General features: G+C 71.8%; 18 protein-coding genes. 12 read left to right on the top strand and 6 right to left on the bottom strand.

The features are described 5' to 3' along the window. Positions 1 to 8 precede the first annotated feature (8 nt). Positions 9 to 608: a TetR/AcrR family transcriptional regulator gene (locus D452_RS0106530; RefSeq protein ID WP_026129029.1), complete on the bottom strand. Its 600-nt coding sequence runs from the start codon at positions 606 to 608 to the stop codon at positions 9 to 11. Between the two features lie 157 nt (positions 609 to 765). On the opposite strand from D452_RS0106530, the gene D452_RS0106525 reads away from it, so the two are divergent. From D452_RS0106525 to D452_RS0106490, 8 genes are all read left to right on the top strand, one after another. Then, complete coding sequence (locus D452_RS0106525) at positions 766 to 1,623, top strand: NmrA family NAD(P)-binding protein (RefSeq protein WP_017543344.1); 858 nt, start codon at positions 766 to 768, stop codon at positions 1,621 to 1,623. Positions 1,624 to 1,813: 190 nt separating this feature from the next. Beyond that, positions 1,814 to 2,284 carry a nitroreductase/quinone reductase family protein gene (locus D452_RS0106520; protein ID WP_017543343.1) on the top strand — a complete coding sequence of 157 codons (471 nt, stop codon included), beginning with the start codon at positions 1,814 to 1,816 and terminating at the stop codon, positions 2,282 to 2,284. Between the two features lie 262 nt (positions 2,285 to 2,546). Continuing rightward, on the top strand, positions 2,547 to 3,020 hold the full coding sequence (locus tag D452_RS0106515) for a GbsR/MarR family transcriptional regulator (RefSeq protein WP_017543342.1): 474 nt from the start codon (positions 2,547 to 2,549) through the stop codon (positions 3,018 to 3,020). Continuing rightward, positions 3,017 to 3,883 carry an alpha/beta fold hydrolase gene (locus D452_RS0106510; protein WP_017543341.1) on the top strand — a complete coding sequence of 289 codons (867 nt, stop codon included), beginning with the start codon at positions 3,017 to 3,019 and terminating at the stop codon, positions 3,881 to 3,883. Before D452_RS0106515 ends, D452_RS0106510 begins: the two co-directional genes overlap by 4 nt. 129 nt (positions 3,884 to 4,012) lie before the next feature. Beyond that, on the top strand, positions 4,013 to 5,656 hold the full coding sequence (locus tag D452_RS0106505; protein WP_017543340.1) for a serine/threonine-protein kinase: 1,644 nt from the start codon (positions 4,013 to 4,015) through the stop codon (positions 5,654 to 5,656). A gap of 67 nt (positions 5,657 to 5,723) precedes the next feature. After that, complete coding sequence (locus tag D452_RS0106500) at positions 5,724 to 6,698, top strand: exonuclease domain-containing protein (RefSeq protein ID WP_017543339.1); 975 nt, start codon at positions 5,724 to 5,726, stop codon at positions 6,696 to 6,698. Between the two features lie 83 nt (positions 6,699 to 6,781). Further along, a complete protein-coding gene (locus D452_RS0106495) occupies positions 6,782 to 7,654 on the top strand; it encodes an NAD-dependent epimerase/dehydratase family protein (protein WP_017543338.1) in 873 nt (290 codons plus the stop codon). Between the two features lie 114 nt (positions 7,655 to 7,768). Further along, positions 7,769 to 9,049: an aminotransferase class I/II-fold pyridoxal phosphate-dependent enzyme gene (locus D452_RS0106490; protein WP_017543337.1), complete on the top strand. Its 1,281-nt coding sequence runs from the start codon at positions 7,769 to 7,771 to the stop codon at positions 9,047 to 9,049. A gap of 70 nt (positions 9,050 to 9,119) precedes the next feature. Here the strand turns inward: D452_RS0106490 and D452_RS0106485 are convergent, their stop codons facing one another. Next, the gene (locus D452_RS0106485) at positions 9,120 to 10,175 is read right to left on the bottom strand and encodes a NosD domain-containing protein (protein ID WP_017543336.1); all 1,056 of its coding nucleotides are present in this window, start codon (positions 10,173 to 10,175) and stop codon (positions 9,120 to 9,122) included. Between the two features lie 151 nt (positions 10,176 to 10,326). Between D452_RS0106485 and D452_RS0106480 the strand changes: the two genes are divergently transcribed. Next, positions 10,327 to 10,686, top strand: coding sequence for a VOC family protein (locus D452_RS0106480; protein ID WP_017543335.1), 360 nt, complete (start codon positions 10,327 to 10,329; stop codon positions 10,684 to 10,686). Between the two features lie 54 nt (positions 10,687 to 10,740). On the opposite strand, the gene D452_RS0106475 is transcribed toward D452_RS0106480, so the two are convergent. Both D452_RS0106475 and D452_RS0106470 read right to left on the bottom strand, forming a co-directional pair. Further along, positions 10,741 to 11,904, bottom strand: a complete 1,164-nt coding sequence (locus D452_RS0106475) for a baeRF2 domain-containing protein (RefSeq protein WP_026129027.1) — start codon at positions 11,902 to 11,904, stop codon at positions 10,741 to 10,743. 167 nt (positions 11,905 to 12,071) lie between these two features. Continuing rightward, positions 12,072 to 13,421 (bottom strand): MFS transporter, encoded by a 1,350-nt coding sequence (locus D452_RS0106470; RefSeq protein ID WP_017543333.1) that lies wholly within the window; start codon positions 13,419 to 13,421, stop codon positions 12,072 to 12,074. 180 nt (positions 13,422 to 13,601) lie between these two features. On the opposite strand from D452_RS0106470, the gene D452_RS0106465 reads away from it, so the two are divergent. After that, on the top strand, positions 13,602 to 14,471 hold the full coding sequence (locus D452_RS0106465; RefSeq protein ID WP_017543332.1) for an AraC family transcriptional regulator: 870 nt from the start codon (positions 13,602 to 13,604) through the stop codon (positions 14,469 to 14,471). Positions 14,472 to 14,514: 43 nt separating this feature from the next. Here the strand turns inward: D452_RS0106465 and D452_RS0106460 are convergent, their stop codons facing one another. Next, entirely contained in the window at positions 14,515 to 15,369 is an 855-nt protein-coding gene (locus D452_RS0106460; protein WP_017543331.1) for an alpha/beta fold hydrolase, read from the bottom strand. A gap of 315 nt (positions 15,370 to 15,684) precedes the next feature. Here D452_RS0106460 and D452_RS0106455 point away from each other — a divergent pair, with 315 nt between their 5' ends. After that, positions 15,685 to 16,107 carry an MmcQ/YjbR family DNA-binding protein gene (locus tag D452_RS0106455; protein WP_017543330.1) on the top strand — a complete coding sequence of 141 codons (423 nt, stop codon included), beginning with the start codon at positions 15,685 to 15,687 and terminating at the stop codon, positions 16,105 to 16,107. 153 nt (positions 16,108 to 16,260) lie between these two features. On the opposite strand, the gene D452_RS0106450 is transcribed toward D452_RS0106455, so the two are convergent. Next, the gene (locus tag D452_RS0106450) at positions 16,261 to 16,791 is read right to left on the bottom strand and encodes a TetR/AcrR family transcriptional regulator (RefSeq protein ID WP_017543329.1); all 531 of its coding nucleotides are present in this window, start codon (positions 16,789 to 16,791) and stop codon (positions 16,261 to 16,263) included. Positions 16,792 to 16,970: 179 nt separating this feature from the next. Between D452_RS0106450 and D452_RS0106445 the strand changes: the two genes are divergently transcribed. After that, positions 16,971 to 17,852: an NAD(P)-dependent alcohol dehydrogenase gene (locus D452_RS0106445; protein WP_017543328.1), complete on the top strand. Its 882-nt coding sequence runs from the start codon at positions 16,971 to 16,973 to the stop codon at positions 17,850 to 17,852. Positions 17,853 to 17,855: the final 3 nt, after the last annotated feature.

Here is a 17,855-nt window from a genome sequence, read left to right as displayed (position 1 = left end):
GTCCGCCCTCAATCGGCGGAAGGCCCCTGGCGCTCGCGGATCCCGTCGAGGAGGAAGGCGGTGCGGCGGTCGTACGCGTCGCGGGGCGGGCGGGCGCCGTGTTTGAGTGCGAGCGCGGTGTCGACGATGAGGGCGTGGAGGTCATCCGTCGTGAACTCCGGCCTCAGGATTCCGGCGGCGTGACCTGCGGAGACGAGTTCGCCGTAGATCTCGTCCGCGGCCCGGCAGATGTCCATGAGCTGCTGGGAGTGGGGGTACTCCTGTAGGAGGACGTCATTGGCGGTGGGCTGGCGGTACTGGAGGTCGCGGATCGCGGTGACGTAGTAAGTGATCCGCTCCCCCGCGCCGTCGAGTGCCCGAGCGTGGTCGATGACGGCGTGGAGCTCGTGCGCGACGACCTCTTCGATGACGGCTTCGATGAGTCCGATCCGGCCGCCGAACCGGTTGAAGATCGTCGCCTTGCTCACCCCCGCCGCCCTGGCCACTTCTTCCAGCGGCACCGTCAGGCCCCGACCCTGGAACGCACCGATCGCGGCGCGGCGGATCTGCTCGGCGTTGCGCTGGGCATCGGCGCGCAGTCGGGGTTTCCCGGGTGTCGCACCGCTCATGGTTCCCACCTCTCGCCGCTGCTCCGACCATAACTTGACTCCATGGGTCAGGTTATCTAGCGTCGTTGTCAAAGCGAAACTGACCCCACTGGTCAACTTATGTGAACGGTGCCTCCGGACCACATCCAGTGCGGGCACACAGGGAAAGGTCACCAGCATGATCGTCGTCACCGGCGCCACCGGCACCCTCAACGGGGCCACCGTCGAACACCTCCTCAAGCGCCTGCCAGCCGACCGGGTCGGTGTCAGCGCGCGCGACGTCTCCAGGGCCCAGCACTTCGCGGACCGCGGCGTGCGCGTGCGTCAGGGCTCCTACGAGGACCCGGCCGCCCTGCGGGACTCCTTCGCCGGTGCCGACCAGGTGCTCCTGGTGTCCGGGAACGACCCGACGGCCGACATGGTGGGTCTGCACCGCAACGCGATCGGGGCCGCCGTCGCGGCCGGTGCCCGGAGGATCCTGTACACCAGCCAGCAGGGCGCCGCGACCGACGGCCCCTACCCTCCGGCGGCCGTTCACGCCGCCACCGAGGCGATCCTCGCCGATTCCGGGGTCGCATGGACCTCCCTGCGGTACGGCTTCTTCGCCCACAGCTTCGCCTCCATGCTCGGGCCGTGGCGGGAGACCGGGGTGATCGCGGCTCCGGCGGACGGACCCGTCCCGTGGACCTCCCCGGCCGACCTGGCCGAGGCCACGGCGGTCGTTCTCTCCGGTGAGCGCTCCTTCGACGGGGCCGTCACGCTGATCGCCGGAGAGGCCGTCACTCTCGAGGACTTCGCGGCGATCGCCTCCGAACTCAGCAGCCGTTCCGTCGAACGCGTCGTCGTGGACGACGAACAGTGGGTCGCCGACCAGACGGCGAACGGTGTTCCGGAGCAGGCGGCCCGCTTCATGCTCACCATGTTCCGCGCGACCCGCGAGGGGTACTTCGCGCAACAGGACCCGCTGCTGGCCGAACTCCTCGGCCGTGAACCCCGGGGCGTGGCCGACCGACTCGCCGAGCAGATCGGAGCGTGAGGGGATCGGAGTACGGGCGAGGGAGGATCACCAGCGGACCACCGCCCCGACTCGGGGGCACTGACGGGGCGCCGCGATCCGAACCGGTGGCCCCGCCCGTGACCGGGGCGCGTCCACCGGCCTGGCCCACAACGGCCGCAACCCCGACACCGGCCGAGCCTGAACGGCCCCAGCCCCATGAGGAGACCTCTTGAGCTTCGACACACCCAACGGCACCCGTGGCGTCCAGATGCCGCCCGCTGAACAGATGCGGCAGATGAACGCTGGCGTGATCGCCGACATCCGTGCTGGTGGCAGCGGTCCGGAGGGGATGAACGCCCTCGTGCTGACCACGATCGGCCGCAGGTCCGGGGAGGAACGCCACACGCCGGTCGCCTACTTCCCGCTGGGCGACGGCTCCTACGTCGTCGTCGCCTCCGCGGCCGGGTCCGCCAAGCAGCCGCTGTGGTACCGCAATCTGGCCGCCGCCCCCGATCGGGTGCGGGTGGTGGTCGCCGGGAACGAGTTCCCCGTCACGGCCGAGGAGCTGACCGGGGAAGAACGCGACCGCACCTGGAATCAGATCACCGCGGTCTCCCCGGCGTTCGCCCAGTACGAGCAGGACACCGACCGCACGATCCCCGTCATTCGACTCCGTCCCGTAGCCAGGACACAGGGTTGAGGGGCGAGGCGCGGTAGTCAGGAACTGGCGTCCCGTTCCACGCCGGCGTTCTCAGGCCGACCCGCGGCTGGCAGGGGTCCGCTCCGCGCCGAGTGGACCCCTGCCGCGCACACCCCCGCGCCAGGAGCAGGTCGCGTCCGCTTCCCGGGGACAGCACGCGACCGAACGCGGGGTTCCTGCCCGTGGGTCTTCTTCAGGGTGACGGCGGCGAGTCCCGTTACAGCTATTGCAGTCATGACTGCAATAGCTGTAATCTGCCCGCATGAGCGAACCCACCGAGGACGAACTGGCCTTCGTCGACGACGTCGCCGTGTTCTTCGAACGCGAGGGCCTGCCGCTGATCTCCGGCCGGGTCATCGGCTGGCTGCTGATCAGCGACCCACCCGAGCAGAGCGCCGCAGGCCTGGCCGAGGTGCTCCAGGTCAGCCGCAGCTCCATCAGCAGCGCGACCCGCATGCTCACCCCCAGCGGCCTGGTCGAGGGGGTGCGCAAGCGCGGCGAGCGCCAGGAGTACTTCCGGATCGCCGCCGACGGCTGGAGCCGCATGCTGGAGCGCCGTTACGCCCTGGCCACCAGCTTCCGCCAGGTCACCGAACGCGGGCTCAGGGCCCTGGAGGACGCCCCGCCCGAGCGCCGCGAACGCCTGGCCAACGTCCACGAGCTCTACGGGTTCCTGGAGACCGAACTCCCCGCCATGCTCCAACGCTGGCGCGACCGACGTGAGGACCTCGCATGAGCGGTCCCGGCTTCCACCGAGAACAGGTGACCCTCCCCGAGGGGCGCCTGAGCGTCATCGTCGAGGGGCCCCAGGACGCCCCGCCGGTGCTGCTGCTGAGCGGCGCGGGAGTGGACAGCGCCACCATGAGCTGGCGCCACCTCATCCCCGACCTCGCCCGGGACCACCGGGTCCTCGCCCCGGACTGGCCCAAACAGGGGCTGAGCACCCCCTGGAACGGCTTCGCCGACCACGCCGCCCTCCAGCGCTGCGTGATCGCGACCCTGGACCAGCACGGCGTCGACCGGGCCGCGGTCGTCGGGCTGTCCCAGGGCGGTGCGATGACCCTGGCCACCGCCATCGACCACCCCGACCGTGTGGAGCGCCTCGTGGCCATCGCACCCGGGGGTACCCTGTCCTTCCCGCCGGGCTACCACCAGCTCCTGTGGCTCGTCTCCCGGAGCCGCCTGCTCAACACCACCCTGCCCGGGATGATGGTCGGCAACAGGAAGAGGACCGAGGCCTTCGTCCGCACGGGACTGTTCGGCGGACCCGCCCCCGACCACGACCGGGTCGTCGACGAGGTCATGGCCGAGATGGACGCCCACGGCGCGGGCTCCTCCGACTGGCAGAACGCCTCCATCGGCCCCTGGCGGATGAACGTGGACCTGCGTCCTCGCCTGGGCGAGATCCGCTGTCCGGCCCTGTTCATCCAGGGTGACAAGGACGTGGGCGTCAAGCCCGCCACCACCGTCGCCGCAGCCAAGGCGGTGCCCGGAGCCAGGCTGGAACTCCTCGCCGGCCAGGGGCACTGGGTCAACCGCCAGTCGCCCCAAACGGTGAACCGCCTGGTCAAGGACTTCCTGGCCGAAGCTGACACCTGAGCCGTCGGTCGATGTGCACCCCGGGGCCCGATTCTTTCTAGAATGGGCGCCTTGACGTGTGAACTCCCGCCCCGCCCCCGCGGCCGTCACGTCGCCCGTACCTTCGGCCCCGTCCCACAGGAGTCCCAGGTGGTCCTTCCCCACCGCACACTGCGTGAGCGCTACGAACTGCACTCCGAGGTCGGGCGAGGAGGAATGGGCCGGGTCTGGCGGGCGCACGACACCGGGCTCAACCGCACCGTGGCGGTCAAGGAGATCCTGCTGGGGCCGGGCCTGGACGAGGAGGAACGCGCCCGGGTGGCCGCCCGGGCGCGCAGGGAGGCCCAGGCCACCGCGATGGGCCAGCACCCCAACATCGTGACCGTGTACGACATCGTCGAGGACGACGGGCGCCCGTGGATCGTCATGGAGCTGCTGGACGGCGACTCCCTGTTGCGCCTGATGCGTGAACGCGGTCCGGTCCCGCCCCAGCGGGCCGCCGCCTGGGGGCTGGGCCTGCTCGACGCGCTGGAGACCGCCCACGGCCAGGGCATCACCCACCGCGACGTCAAACCCGAGAACGTCATGGTCACCGCAGCGGGCCGTGTGGTGCTCACCGACTTCGGGATCGCCACCATCGTGGACACCGCCGCCGTCACCCAGACCTCGGGGGTGATGGGCTCCGCCGCCTACGTGGCCCCCGAACGGCTCAACTCCCGGCCCGCCACCCCCGCCAGCGACCTGTGGTCCCTGGGCGCCACCCTGTACCACGCGGTCACGGGGGTGTCCCCGTTCCTCCGTGAGGGCGTCCCGGCGACCCTGCACGCGGTGCTCAGCGCGGACCCGCCCGAGATCCTGCCCGGTCCGCTGGGCGACGCCGTTCGCGGACTGCTGGTCAAGGACCCCGACCGCCGCCTGGACGCTCGGGGCTGCCGGGAGCTGCTGAGCGCCGCCGCCCGGGGAGAGACCGGGACCTCGGCTCTGACCGTGGCCCACCTCCCCCCGGCCGCGCCGGGCGCGGGTGACGGCTCCGCCCCGCTGGGGACGACCGGCCTTCCGGGCGCGACCGGGGCCGTGGGGGCGACCGTCGCCTTCGGACCCTCGGCCCCCTCCCCGCCCGCCCCCGCCGCTCCCGGCGAGGCCACCGCCACGCGGCGTCCACGGCGCCTGACCTGGCCCGTGGTGGTGCTCACCCTGGGCCTGGCCGCCCTGCTGATCGCCGCCTCCCTGGTCGTCGTCGACCGCTGGGGCGGATCCGGCCAGGACGGTTCGCCAAGCCACGAGGCCGGTGTCCCCACCGACGAGGGGGACCCCACCGCCCCGGTCGCGGAGGAGGACGAGGTCCCCTCCGCGGAGGGGATGACCTGGACCGAGGACCCCGAGGGGTTCGCCCTGCTGGTCCCCGGCGGCTGGGAGCGCCGCACGGACGGCGCCAGCGTCTTCTACGACTCCCCCACCTCCAACGCCTACCTCCAGATCGACCGCACTCCCCACTCGGTCGAGGACGAGTACGAGCACGTGCTGGAGCAGGAGAGCAACTCCGTCGCGGAGAACCGGCTGCCCGGGTACCAGCGGATCAGGGTGGAGGACGTCACATCCGAGACCTCCTTCGTCTCGGCGGCCGACTGGGAGTTCAGCTGGGACCGGGGCGAGGGCGCCTGGCGCCTGCTGGCCCGCAACATCAACGCCACCGAGGGCGAGTTCTACACGCTGGCCTGGTCCTCCGGTGTGGACCTGTGGGCCGAGGACGCGTCGCTACGGGAGCAGGCGATCTCCTCCTTCGATCCGTTCTGACCTCGGTGGTGCGACGGCCCCGGTACGCTCGACCCGTTCCAACGCGAGTACAAGGGAGGTAGCGGGGGTGTCCCACACCTGGACCGCGATCGACTTCGAGACCGCCAACCAGGACCGCGGCAGCGTCTGCGCCGTGGGTCTGGTCCGGGTGAGCGAGGGGCGGGTGGTCGACCGGTTCACCACTCTCATCCGCCCGCCGGAGCCGGTCTCGTTCTTCTCCCGGCACAACACCGCCGTGCACGGCATCACCGCCGCGGACGTCGCCCACGCCCCCACCTGGGAGAGGGTGCGCGACCAGGTGATCGAGTTCGCCAGGGGCGGGGCGCTGGTGGCGCACAACGCCCCCTTCGACATGGGGGCGCTACGCCAGGCCTGCGCCCACACCGGGCTGGGGCTGCCCGCCTTCGACTACGCCTGCACGCTGGCGCTGTCCCGGCGCACCTGGGACCTGCCCGACCACCGCCTGCCCACGGTGTCCGCGCACGTGGGCCACACGATCACCCGGCACCACCGGGCCGACGCCGACGCCGAGGCGGCCGCGCACATCATGATCGCGGCCATGCGACGCCACGGCACCGGCACGCTGCCCGAACTCAGCCGTGTCAGCGGGCTGCGCCTGGGCCGTCTGGAGGCGGTCAGCGCCCCTGCCGTTCCGGCGGCCGCCCCGTTGATCACCACCGTGGTGGAGGCACCCGTCCGCGAGGACCGGTTCGGTCGTTGGCAGCGGGCCGCGCAGTCCCCGCTCCCCCAACCCTCCGTCGACGCCGACCCGGCCGGGCCGCTCTACGGCCGTACGGTGTGCGTCTCCGGTGACCTGCGCGCCATGGACAAGCCCGAGGTGTGGAAGCGCATCGCCGAGGCCGGTGGCCAACCCGCCAAGAACGTCACCAAGAAGACCGACGTCCTGGTGGTGGCAGACAGCGACCACGGAGGCAAGACCTCCAAGCACAAGCAGGCCGAGGCCTACATCGCCAAGGGCCAGAGCATCGACATCATCACCGAACCCGAGCTCATGGGCCGACTCGGCGTCACCTCCCTGTGAACCCTCCGGGCACGGGAACACCGAGCGGGGACGCCCTCACCTCCCTCCCCCGAGGGGAACACCGGACGGAGTGGACACCGGACGTGACCAGGACCGCCGACCCGCTCCAGACCGTCGTGATCACCGGCGCGACAGGGGGCGTGGGCAGCCTCCTGCGTCCGCGTCTGGCCCGTCCGGGGCGACTGCTCCGGCTCGTGGACATCGCCGAACCCCCGTCCGCCGCCGAGGGCGAGGCCGTGGAGACGGTGCGCGCCGACGTCACGGACCTCGACGCGATGACCGCCGCCTTCCGGGGCGCGCACACCGTCATCCACCTGGCCGGTTTCAGCCTGGAGGAGCGCTGGGAGGACATCCTGGAGGTGAACGTCCACGGGACCCGGCAGGTCCTGGAGGCGGCGCGCCGCGCGGGCGGCCCCCGGGTGGTCTTCGCCAGTTCCAACCACGCCGTGGGCTTCCACCCTCGCGGTGACGGTGACCCCGGGGAGTTCGCCTTCCCCCGGCCCGACACCCACTACGGGGTGGGCAAGGTCGCCGGGGAGGCCCTGGCGCGGCTCTACCACGACCGTTACGGGCTGGACACGGTGTGCGTGCGGATCGGGTCGTGCCAGCCGCGCCCCACCGACACCCGCATGCTGGCCACCTGGCTCTCCCCTGACGACTGCGCCCGCCTGATGGAGGCGGTCATCGCCCACCCCGCCCCGGGCTTCCGCCTGGTGTGGGGGGTCTCGGACAACACCCGCCGCTGGTGGTCGCTGGAGGGGGCGCGTGAGCTCGGCTACGAACCCCGGGACGACGCCGAGGCCCACGCGGCCGAGCTCCTGGCGGCCGAGGGAGGCGCGCCCGACCCGACCCGGCCACCCCACGACCGCGTCGGCGGGCCCTTCTGCGACCCCGCCCTGGACACCGACCGCCTGGAGGAGCGCGCCGCCCGACGCGCCCCCCGAAACCGAGGGTGACGACCTGACCGGGACGGCGCCGCCGTCATCTGGGACAATTCCTGTGCGAAACCCCGTGCGCCCCGTTCCACGACGCGCGTCGCACCGGGGGCGTCCCATCGGAAGGAACATCCCGTGACCACCGCAAGCAGCCCCACACCGCCCGCCGAGCTCCTTGAGTCGGCCCGGCGCGACCACGCCGCCCTGGTCGAGCGTGGACTCTCCCTGAACCTGACCCGGGGCAAGCCGTCCGCGCGCCAGTTGGACCTGTCCGCGGATCTGCTCGAACTGCCCCGAGGCCGCCACACCTCCGCCGACGGCACCGACTGCCGCAACTACGCGGGCGCCCCCCAGGGCCTGCTGGAGCTGCGGGAGATCTTCGCGGACCTTCTCCAGGTCCCGGTCGAGCAGCTGATCGCGGCAGGCAACGCCAGCCTCGAGCTCATGCACGACTCCCTGGTCAACGCCTTCCTGGGCACGGTTCCCGGTGGGACCGGACGCTGGGCGGACGCCGAGCGGGTCGCGTTCCTGTGCCCGGTCCCCGGCTACGACCGGCACTTCGCGCTGTGCGAGCGCTTCGGCATCGAGATGATCCCGGTGCCGATGACCGACCAGGGGCCCGACATGGACGTGGTCGAGCGTCTGGTGAGCACCGACGCCGACATCAAGGGCATCTGGTGCGTGCCCAAGTACAGCAACCCCGACGGTGTCTCCTACTCCGACGAGGTCGTGCGGCGCCTGGCCGCGATGCCCACTGCCGCCCCGGACTTCCGGATCTTCTGGGACAACGCCTACGCGGTGCACCACCTGACCGACGAGGAGGTGGAGATCGCCGACCTCCTCGGTGCCTGTGCCGAGAGCGGCAACCCGGACCGCGCCCTGGTCTTCGGGTCCACCTCCAAGGTCACCTTCGCCGGTGCCGGGGTGGCCTTCCTGGGCTCCTCGCCCGCGAACGTGAGCTGGTTCCAGGGGCTCGCCGGTAAGCGCTCCATCGGCCCGGACAAGATCAACCAGCTGCGTCACGCGATGTTCCTGGGCGACGCCGAGGGCGTGCGCGCGCACATGCGCCGCCACCGCGAGCTGCTGGAGCCCAAGTTCGAGACCGTGGAGCGCATCCTCAACAAGAACCTCGGCGGCACCGGTCTGGCGACCTGGTCCACCCCCAAGGGCGGCTACTTCGTGCGCCTGGACGTGCTGGACGGCTGCGCCCGCGAGGTGGTGCGCCGGGCGGCCGAGGCCGGGATCGCGCTCACCCCCGCCGGTGCCACCCACCCCTACGGTGAGGACCCGCAGGACCGGACCATCCGTATCGCGCCCTCCTTCCCGGAGCTGGACGCGTTGGAGGAGGCCATCGAGGGTCTGGCCGTGTGCGTGCGCCTGGTCGGTGCCGAGAAGCTGGTCGCCGAGCAGGGCTGATCCCCCCCGGCCGTCACCGTGACCGCGAGGCGCCCCCGTCCCACCCGGACGGGGGCGCCTCGCGTGGTGGTCAGGGGGTGACGTCGATGTTGGTCAGCCCCCGTGTGGCGTTGCTGACGGTGTTGGAGGCGTGCACCACGTTGGGCTCGCCCGCGCAGTCGGACTGGCTCCACAGGGCGATGGCGAAGCCGCCCACCCCGCCCAGGTCGGAGTGGTTGTCGCGGAAGACGTTGCCGCAGCCTGCGCCGTCGACCTGCTGCGTGCTGGTGTAGCCGTGCGCGAACACCCCGGGCCGGTCGAAGGTCCCGGTGTTGTGCTCGAACACGTAGCCGTTGCCCTTGACGTCCACCCAGCTGTCCGCGAAGTTCTGGCCGGAGATACCCCGTCCGTCGAAGGTGTTCCCGGAGACCAGGCCGTCGCGGGTGCCCTCCTTGATGTCGAGGTGCTCTCCTCGGACGTCGGGGCCGAAGTGGTTGCCGGTGACCTCGGTGCGGTCGCTGCGGTCCACGCCGTCGTCGCCCCCGTAGCAGCCCCAGTTGCTGTGGGCCGATCCCAGGTAGACGCCCTCCCCGAAGCCCGGCTGGACACGGCCGGTGTCGGTGATGCGGGAGTCGCGGACGGAACCGTCCGAGCTGGAGCTGCGGAAGTGCACGCCCTCGTCGTCCGTGCCGCGCACCTCCAGGTCGCTCAGGTGGACGTGGTCGGAGCGGTCGATCACGACCCCCTTCTTGGAGTCGGCGACGGTGAGGCCCCGCACGTTCCAGTGGTCGGCCTCGTAGAGCCACAGGCCGTAGCCGCTGCTGTGGGTGTCGGGAGCGGGGCAGCCGCTGCCCGAGGCGGGTTCGTCGTTGACCAGGACGGCGTCGGAGGGGCCGGTCAGGGTGATGGGGGCGGCGCTGGTCCCGGGAGTGGTGGCGACGAAGGAGCCCACGTACTCGCCGCCGTCCAGGGTGATGGTCTGGCCCGGTCGGGCGTTGTCCAGGGCCTCCTCCAGGGCGGGGGCGTCTGAGACCCGGACGTCGGCTGGGACGGGCTCGGCGTGCGCGGGGAACGGCGAGGCCGCCAGGGCGACCGCTCCTGCGGCGGCCAGACAGAGGGACAGGCGTCGGGTGCGGGGGGTGGGCACGGGGCAGACCTCCGTGTCGGAGTGGGGGACTCACCGTGAGTGAGGGTGTGACCACCGACCCTAGGGCGGGCTGGGCGCGCCATCAAGGGAGTCCCGACACCCCGTCGGACGCTGCCCCGTTCTGTCGGCCTCGTCGAGGACAATGCCGGGTATGAGCGATCAGCGGCATCACACCATCGACTACGTGGAGATCCCGGTCACCGATCTGGCGGAGACCAAGCGGTTCTACACCGAGGCCTTCGGGTGGCAGTTCAACGACTACGGGCCCTCGTACGCGGGGATCCGCTCGGCTGACGGCTCCTCCGAGGTGGGCGGGCTCAACCCGGCCGGTGAGGTTCGTGTCGGCGGCCCACTCGTCCTGCTTTACTCCGAGGACCTGGACCGGACGGTCGCGGCCGTGGAACGCGCGGGCGGTCGTGTCCTCCAGGGCCCCTACGACTTCCCCGGTGGGAGGCGCTTCCACTTCGCCGACCCCAGCGGGAACGAACTGGGGGTGTTCGCGGACTCCTGAACCCGGGCGCGCGAGCGCCCCGCCCCCGCCGTGCGGGAGCGGGGCGCGAGGGCGCTACTGCTTGGGGAAGCGCAGCGTGGCCCCGGCGTCCGCGTCCGGTGTCTCGCGGTCGGTACGGGTGTCCACGCTCTGTTCGGGCACGGGCAGCTCGGTGAACTCGGCGTCGGACATCACCGCCGCGCGCAGCATGAGCGCGCTCGCCGGTGCCTGGAACCCGGCGTTGGGGTCGTCCAGGCCGCGCGGCGAGGTGTCCACCAGGACCGGCGAGTGGTGCGAGCCCCACAGCTGGGGTTCGTTCTCCCTGTCGGCGCCCAGCAGGAGCGTTTCCACCCGGGCCTCCGACAGCATCGGCAGGATGGAGCTGGTGCCCTTGACCGCCTGGTCGTGCGCGAGCTTGCGCTGGTAGTCGGAGTAGACGCGGGTCCGCTCCTCGTGGATGAGCTCGCGCAGGCACTCCTCCGCGTTCTCGTGCAGGCGCTCCTCGGCGTCGGTGCCGCCGCGCCCGCCGGCGACCACCTTGATCGGGATGGTGAGCTGGCGCGGGCCGAGGTTCTCACGCAGGTAGGCGATGGCCTCGTCGTCGCCACCGGCGATGATCACGGCCGCGTCCACCCTGCGCACCGCCTCGCGGACCAGGTCCGCCACCTGGGCCGCGTTGCCCCGCCACCGGTCCTGCGCGGTGCCGGTGTCGGCGCGGCGGCCCCCGGCGTCACCGCGCTGACCGGGGAAGATGCGGCTGGCCCCGTCGATGTTCTGCATGTTCTCACCCTCGTTGGCGGCTTCCATGACCGGGCCGCGCGTGGGGTGGCTGGGGTAGGCGAACACCTTGGCGTTGACCCGGTCCAGGGCCACGAGGACGTAGGGGAGGCGGCGCCCGCGGTCGATCGCCAGTGGGAGGGTGTCCGGGACGGGCAGGAACGAGGCCCGGTCCTGGGAGGGCGGCACGGCGAGGGTGTGCGCCCCCAGGAGCCTGCCCTCGGAGGCGTAGAGCGCCTGTCCGTGGTCACCGAAGGCGCGGGAGTTGCCCTCCCCCACGGCCTCCTCCAGAACGTCGAGGGTGGCCGCGTCGGTGCCGAGCGCCTCCAGTTCCTCGCGCAGGTGGCGCCAGCGCAGTTCGATCTTCTTGTCGGCGTCCGTGGTGTCCCGACTGGTGTCGAGGTGCACCGAGGCCACCGGGCCGTCGCTTTCGTACAGAGGTCGCAGAAAACCAAGGTCCATAGAGTCCGCGGGGCGTGTGTACCCCGCCCCGCCCACCTCCTTCTCGGGGTCGGCCTGCGGGCCATCATGTGGGGCCATGGTGCGGGTTGGAAGGGCGCCGCGTCGATACAGACACGGATGTTGCCCGAAGATTTCCAGGTTTTTCCCGATCATCCCTTTCTGGGGGGTCAGTCTTGCCGGGCGCCGGACCCGGGCTCGCCCCGTGCCTCGGCGTCGGACAGGGCCCGGTCGACCAGCCCCGGGGACAGCACCAGACGGGCGGCCACGGCCAGCGCCAGGCCGATCAACCCCGCCGCGACGAAGGGGGCCGCCAGCGCCCACTCGCGGCCCCACGGCCCCTCCAGCACGGAGACCAGGGCGCCGCCCAGGCCCATCCCCACCGACAGCAGCCCCCAGGAGACGGTGCGGTGCGCGCTGAAGACCCGGGACCGCAGGCGGTCGGGAGTCAGTCTCTGGATGAGGGAGATCAGGGTGATGTTCCACCAGGTGGAGACGAACCCGGTGAGGAAGTAACAGACCACGAAGCCCGGAACGGAGCGCAGGAGCCCGACGGCCAGAGCGGTCGCTCCCAGGACCGTCAGGACCACCACCATGGCGCTGGAGGGGTGGATCCGGCCCGAGAAGGAGGGCACGACGAGCGCGCCCGCGACCGCTCCGAAGGCGGTGACGGTCATCAGCAGACCGTAGCCCTGCGCGCCCACCCCCAGCACCTCCTGGGCGAAGAGCACCAGCACGGCGCCGTTCATCGCCGCCGCCAGGTTGGACGCCCCCGAGACCAGCGCGAGCGGCCGCAGGACCGGGTGCCGCCACAGCCACACCAGCCCCTCGCGCAGCATCGCTCCGATCGAGGGCCGCTGGCGCGCGGACTCCCCCGCTCCCTCGGGCGGGTCCTCCGCCGCCGGGCGGAAGTCGCCGCGCATGCCGGCCAGCACCACGACCGCGAGCAGGACCAGAGCGGCCTGGGCACCGAAGGCCCAAGCGGTGGAAACCGCGAGCAGCGCCCCGGCAAGCGGCGCGCCCAGGAACTTGTTGAGCACGCGTTCCACGACCTGGAGGAGACCGTTGGCGCGCTCCAGTTGCTGTCGCGACACCACCGCGGGCACCATCGACTGCGCGGTGTTGTCGAAGAAGACCTCGCACGCGCCCACCAGCAGCGCGATCAGGATCAGCAGGGGGATCGAACCGGCTCCGAGGACCACCACGGCGGTCAGGAGCACCAGCAGCACCGCCTTGACCGCACCGGCGCGCACCATGAGAGTGCGCCGGTCCGTCCGGTCGCCCACCACTCCGGCGACCAGGGCCAGGAACAGCCAGGGCAGCCGGGTGGCCGCACCCACCAGCGCGATCAGGAGGGCGTCGTCGGTGAGCGTGGTGGCGTACCAGGGCAGCGCCACCACCGCGATCCCGTCGCCCAGGTTTCCCAGCCCCACCGCCCCCAGGAGTTGGTGGAACCGTCCACCCAACGGTGCGCGGCGGCCGCGTTCGTCCGGGGGCGTGTGCGGGACGTTCTGGGACATGTGACCTTCCGAAGGGGGCGGGGCTCGGACTGGCACGGTAGAGCGTGGCAGGCGGTGGTGACAGACGGTTCTCCTGCCAGCAGAGGGCACTTCGGTCGGACCTGACCGGAAGTGACCGGCGACTGTCGGGTCGGGCGGGGACCGCGCCCCTAACGTCGGTGGTGAAAGAGGGAGGCACACGTGCTGGACCGGTTGAACGAGGCGCTCGAACGGGTCGAGAGGGACCCGGGTGAACCCGTGGACGTGGCCGCCATGGCGCGGTCCGCGCTCACCTCGGAGCACCACTTCCGGCGGATGTTCTCGGCGCTGTCCGGGATGCCGCTGTCGGAGTACGTGCGTCGGCGCCGCCTCACCCTGGCCGGGGCGGAGGTGATCGAGGGGCGGGACACCCTGCTCGACATCGCCGTCCGCTACGGCTACGGGTCCGCTGAGGCCTTCGGTCGGGCGTTCCGGGCGATGCACGGGATCAGTCCGGGCGAGGCCCGGCGCACGGGCGCGGCGCTCGACTCCCAGTCAAGGCTGGCCTTCCGCCTCACCATCGAAGGGAACACCACCATGCGCTACCGCATCGTCGACAAGGGCGCCTTCCGCCTGGTCGGCCCCGGAACCCGGGTTCCGCTCGTCCGGGAGGGCGTCAACCAGCCCATGACCGAGTTCGTCCTGGGCCTCGGCGACGAGGTGTACGGGAGGTTGGCGGAGCTGTCCGACCAGGAACCGCGCGGCGCGCTCTCGGTCACCGTCACGCACGACCCCGACCGGCGCGAGGGCAGCGACGTCGACTTCTCCGTGGCCGCCGCGACCTCGGCCTCGGGGACCCCGGAGGGGATGCGGGCCCTGGACGTGCCCGAGGGGACCTGGGTCGTGTTCCCCTTCGAGCGGCTCGGCTTCCCCGAGGCGATCCAGCGCGTCTGGGTGTACGCCGCCAGCGAGTGGTTCCCGTCCAACCCGGCCTACCGCTACCGGCACGGCCCCGAGCTGCTGAGCGTGGAGTACGACGGCGACCTCGCCTCGGGCGAGCTGTGGCTCCCCGTCGAGCGGACGCCCGGCTGAACCACGCGTGCGCACCGTGACCCCACAGCGGGTCACGGTGTGTTCAGCGGTCGCGGGGTCGGGTCCGGGCCTGCTCCAGGAAGCGACGCAGGACCTCGTTGAAACGTCCCGGGCGTTCCAGGTTGGGCAGGTGGCCCGCGCCCTCGATGATCTCCACGACCGAGTCCGCGATGCGGACGTGCATGAGTTCGGCGCCCCCAGGAGGGGTGAAGCCGTCATGCTGGCCCACCACCAGCAGGGTGGGCGCCGAGATGTGCCTGAGCAGCATGGTGTGGTCGGGTCGTTCGGCCCGGCCCAGCTGAGCGGCGGCGGCGCCCTCGGGCGGGGCGGCGTACATCATGGCGCGCACGTGGTCGGCGACGGCGGGCTGGTCCCGCACGTTCTCGGCGGTCATCATGCCGACCAGCATCTCGTCGGTGTAGCCGCGCATGCCCTCCTCCCGCAGGCGGTCGGCCATCGCCCTTCGTCTGGCCCTGCCGGTCTCGGTCTCGGGAAGCGGGTTGGTCGCGGCCAGGGCCAGGGCGTCCACGCGGTCCGGGAAGAGCCGGTACAGCTCGAGGGCGACCTGCCCGCCCATGGACAGGCCGACCACGTTGACCACGTCCAGTTCGAGGTGGTCGAGGAGGGCGGCCAGGTCGCGGGCGAGGGTGTCCAACGAGGTCACTCCGGGTACCACCGTGCTGCGTCCGTAGCCGCGCAGGTCGGGGGCGATGGTGCGGTATCCGCGCCCGGCCAGTGCTCTGACCTGGGGTTCCCACATGGTCCTGTCGAAGGGGTGACCGTGGACGAACAGGACGGGGCATCCTGCGCCGCGGTCGTCGTAACTGACGCTGATCCCGCGCACGGACGCGAGACGCGGGCCTTCGCTGTTCGCGGTGTCCGTCGTCTGGTGTGTCACAACAAACGATGCTATTCACGGACGCAAGGGGATGAACAGGGGCGTGGGGAAAGCGGTCGGGCCGCAGGTGGCGCCTGGTCACCTACGGGCCGGGCGTCGTGACCCACCGTCCTCGGGCACGCGCCACCCACGCCGGGAGGGACGCCGAACCTCCACCCGGATGACACCGCGCCCGCTACTGAGCCCCTGGCGCCGGAATCGCGCCTGTTCATCAGGGGTAGAACGGGTCACGCGCAGGAACTCCGGGAGCGATTCGGCTCGCTCGGGGTTCGGTGCCCGAGCTCGCTGCCCCGTGTTGATGAGGAGGTCCCGACGGTGGACGGAAAGGCCCTGCAGGAGGTGGCGGAAGAGTGTGCCCAGAACCTGCCGGAAACCACGGTGTACTCGTTCGAGCCCGGTTGGGAGGCCTTCAGGGTCCACGGGAGATGGTTCATGTTGATGACCGAGGTCCCGCGGCGTTCCCGCGTGCGCGACGCGCGGGTCGTGTCTGGTCAGCCCGTCGTGATCGTCAAGGCCGATCCGAGCGACGCCACAACGCTCCGTGAGGCGTACGCGGACATCGTCGCCGGCTACCACATGAACAAGCGGCACTGGATAACTCTGGCCCCTGGCGACTCGATCGACACGAAGCTGGTCGAGGAGCTGGTGACCGAGTCCTACCGTCTCGTGCTCGATACGCTGCCACGCTCACGTCAACCCGCTGACCCGGAGACACGCGGCTCCTCAACGCGGGGGTAGGTGCCCGCGCCGTGGTCGGACGGATCCGGGCACCGGGGGTGGCGGCCACCCCGTGGTGCCCGGGGTCTCGTCCCGGACCGGCCTCGGCCGGGGCCAGGACCTGGTGCCGTCGCTTCACGCGCTCAGTAGGGGGAGGCGGCTCTTCGGCCGGGGTCAGCGTACTTCGCGCAGCGCCGGGTGCGGGCCCAGCCTCGGTACGGGCGGCAGGGGGCGATGTTCGGGTGTGGCCTGGAACGCCTGGATCAGGTACGCGGCGAGCCTGCGGGAGGCGGCCACGGCGTCCTCCTCGGAGTCGGCGCTGATGCCGCTGTTGGCCATGATCACCAGGGTGAGGTCGTCGCGGACGAAGTCGGGGCGCAGCTTCCCGGCGGCCTTGGCGCGGTGGGCGAGTTCGGCGAAGGTGTTCTCCGCCCTGATCCGCGCCTCGTCGAAAATCGCCCCGCCGACGAAGGCGGCGCGGCAGACCTCGTTGAACCCCCGGTCGAGGGCCTGCATCGCGCACAGCTCCTCGATGAACCCGCGGAAGCCGCGCCAGGGGTCGGGATCGGCGGCGGCCTCGTCCAGGCCCGCCAGACAGACGTCGAGCTGTCCCCGGAACACCTCGTGGACCAGGCTGTCCTTGTGGGGGAAGTGCCGGTAGAGCGTGGCGATGCCGAGCCCCGCGCGGCGGGCGACCTCGGTCATCGACACCTCGATCCCGCTCTCCAGGAAGGCGGCCCGGGCGGTGTCGAGGATGCGACGGCGGTTGTGCAGCGCGTCCGCGCGCGCGGCTTCCGAGAGGATTCGTTCGGCATGCCTCTCATTTTACCGCTAACCGGAGTTACCCCTCCGTTTCGGTGGTTACGGGCCGCGTCCCCCGTCCAGTGGCCGGCCCCGACCAGATCCTGGTGCGGGTGCACGCCAGCAGCGTGAACGGCGGGGAACTGCTGGTGCGCTCCGGGCGGCTCGCGCTGGTGACCGGGAGGCGCTTCCCCAAGGGGATGGGCATCGACTTCGCCGGGGAGGTCGTGGAGGCGGGCGCGCGGGTGAGGGGGCCCGCCGTGGGAGACCGGGTGTGGGGCGTCCAGGGGCGAGCCGGAGGCAGCGCGACCTCCGAGTACGTGGCCGTGCGTCCCCGACGGGTCTCCCTCAGCCCGGCCGGTCTCGACGCGGTCGAGGCGGTCTCGCTGCTGGCCGGTGGCACCACGGGAATCACCGCGCTGCGGGACATGGCACGGGTCAGGCCGGGTGAACGCGTCCTCGTGCGCGGCGCCAGCGGAGGGGTGGGCAGCGCGGTCGTCCAGCTCGCCAGGGCCATGGGGGCGCACGTGACCGGTCTGGCGGGGGCGCGCAACCTGGACTTCGTCCTTGGCCTGGGAGCCCATGAGGCGTACGACTACGCGTCCACCGGCCCCGCCGAGCTGGCCAGGCTGGAGGGGTTCGACGTGATCATCGACACCGTCGCCTCCGACCTGCCCGAATACCAGCGGCTCCTGACCCGGAGGGGGCGCCTGGTGGCGTTGTCCCTCGGGTCGCTCTCCTCGGCGGTGCGCCTGGCGGGCGCGACACTCCTGCGATCCCGCCGGACCATGTTCTTCAGCGGCAACCCGAAGACGCCGCTCTTCCGGGACCTGGCCGGGTATGTGGAGCGCGGAGAGGTGCGCCCGGTCGTGGACACGGTGCACGAGCTGGCCGACATCGCCGAGGCCCACCGCGCGCTGGAGGCCGGTGGCGTGCGGGGCAAACACGTCGTTCGCCTGACCTGAACC

Source organism: Nocardiopsis prasina DSM 43845 (assembly GCF_000341265.1).
GTDB lineage: Bacteria > Actinomycetota > Actinomycetes > Streptosporangiales > Streptosporangiaceae > Nocardiopsis > Nocardiopsis prasina.
Note: the sequence above shows the minus strand (reverse complement) of the source record. Positions and strands in the feature narration are given on the sequence as shown.

Bases quoted from the DNA above. Each gene is read 5' to 3' on its own strand.
- D452_RS0106530 (WP_026129029.1), bottom strand. From the start codon at position 608: ATGAGCGGTGCGACACCCGGGAAACCCCGACTGCGCGCCGATGCCCAG.
- D452_RS0106525 (WP_017543344.1), top strand. From the start codon at position 766: ATGATCGTCGTCACCGGCGCCACCGGCACCCTCAACGGGGCCACCGTC.
- D452_RS0106515 (WP_017543342.1), top strand. From the start codon at position 2,547: ATGAGCGAACCCACCGAGGACGAACTGGCCTTCGTCGACGACGTCGCC.
- D452_RS0106510 (WP_017543341.1), top strand. From the start codon at position 3,017: ATGAGCGGTCCCGGCTTCCACCGAGAACAGGTGACCCTCCCCGAGGGG.
- D452_RS0106480 (WP_017543335.1), top strand. From the start codon at position 10,327: ATGAGCGATCAGCGGCATCACACCATCGACTACGTGGAGATCCCGGTC.
- D452_RS0106475 (WP_026129027.1), bottom strand. From the start codon at position 11,904: ATGGACCTTGGTTTTCTGCGACCTCTGTACGAAAGCGACGGCCCGGTG.
- D452_RS0106470 (WP_017543333.1), bottom strand. From the start codon at position 13,421: ATGTCCCAGAACGTCCCGCACACGCCCCCGGACGAACGCGGCCGCCGC.
- D452_RS0106450 (WP_017543329.1), bottom strand. From the start codon at position 16,791: ATGACCGAGGTCGCCCGCCGCGCGGGGCTCGGCATCGCCACGCTCTAC.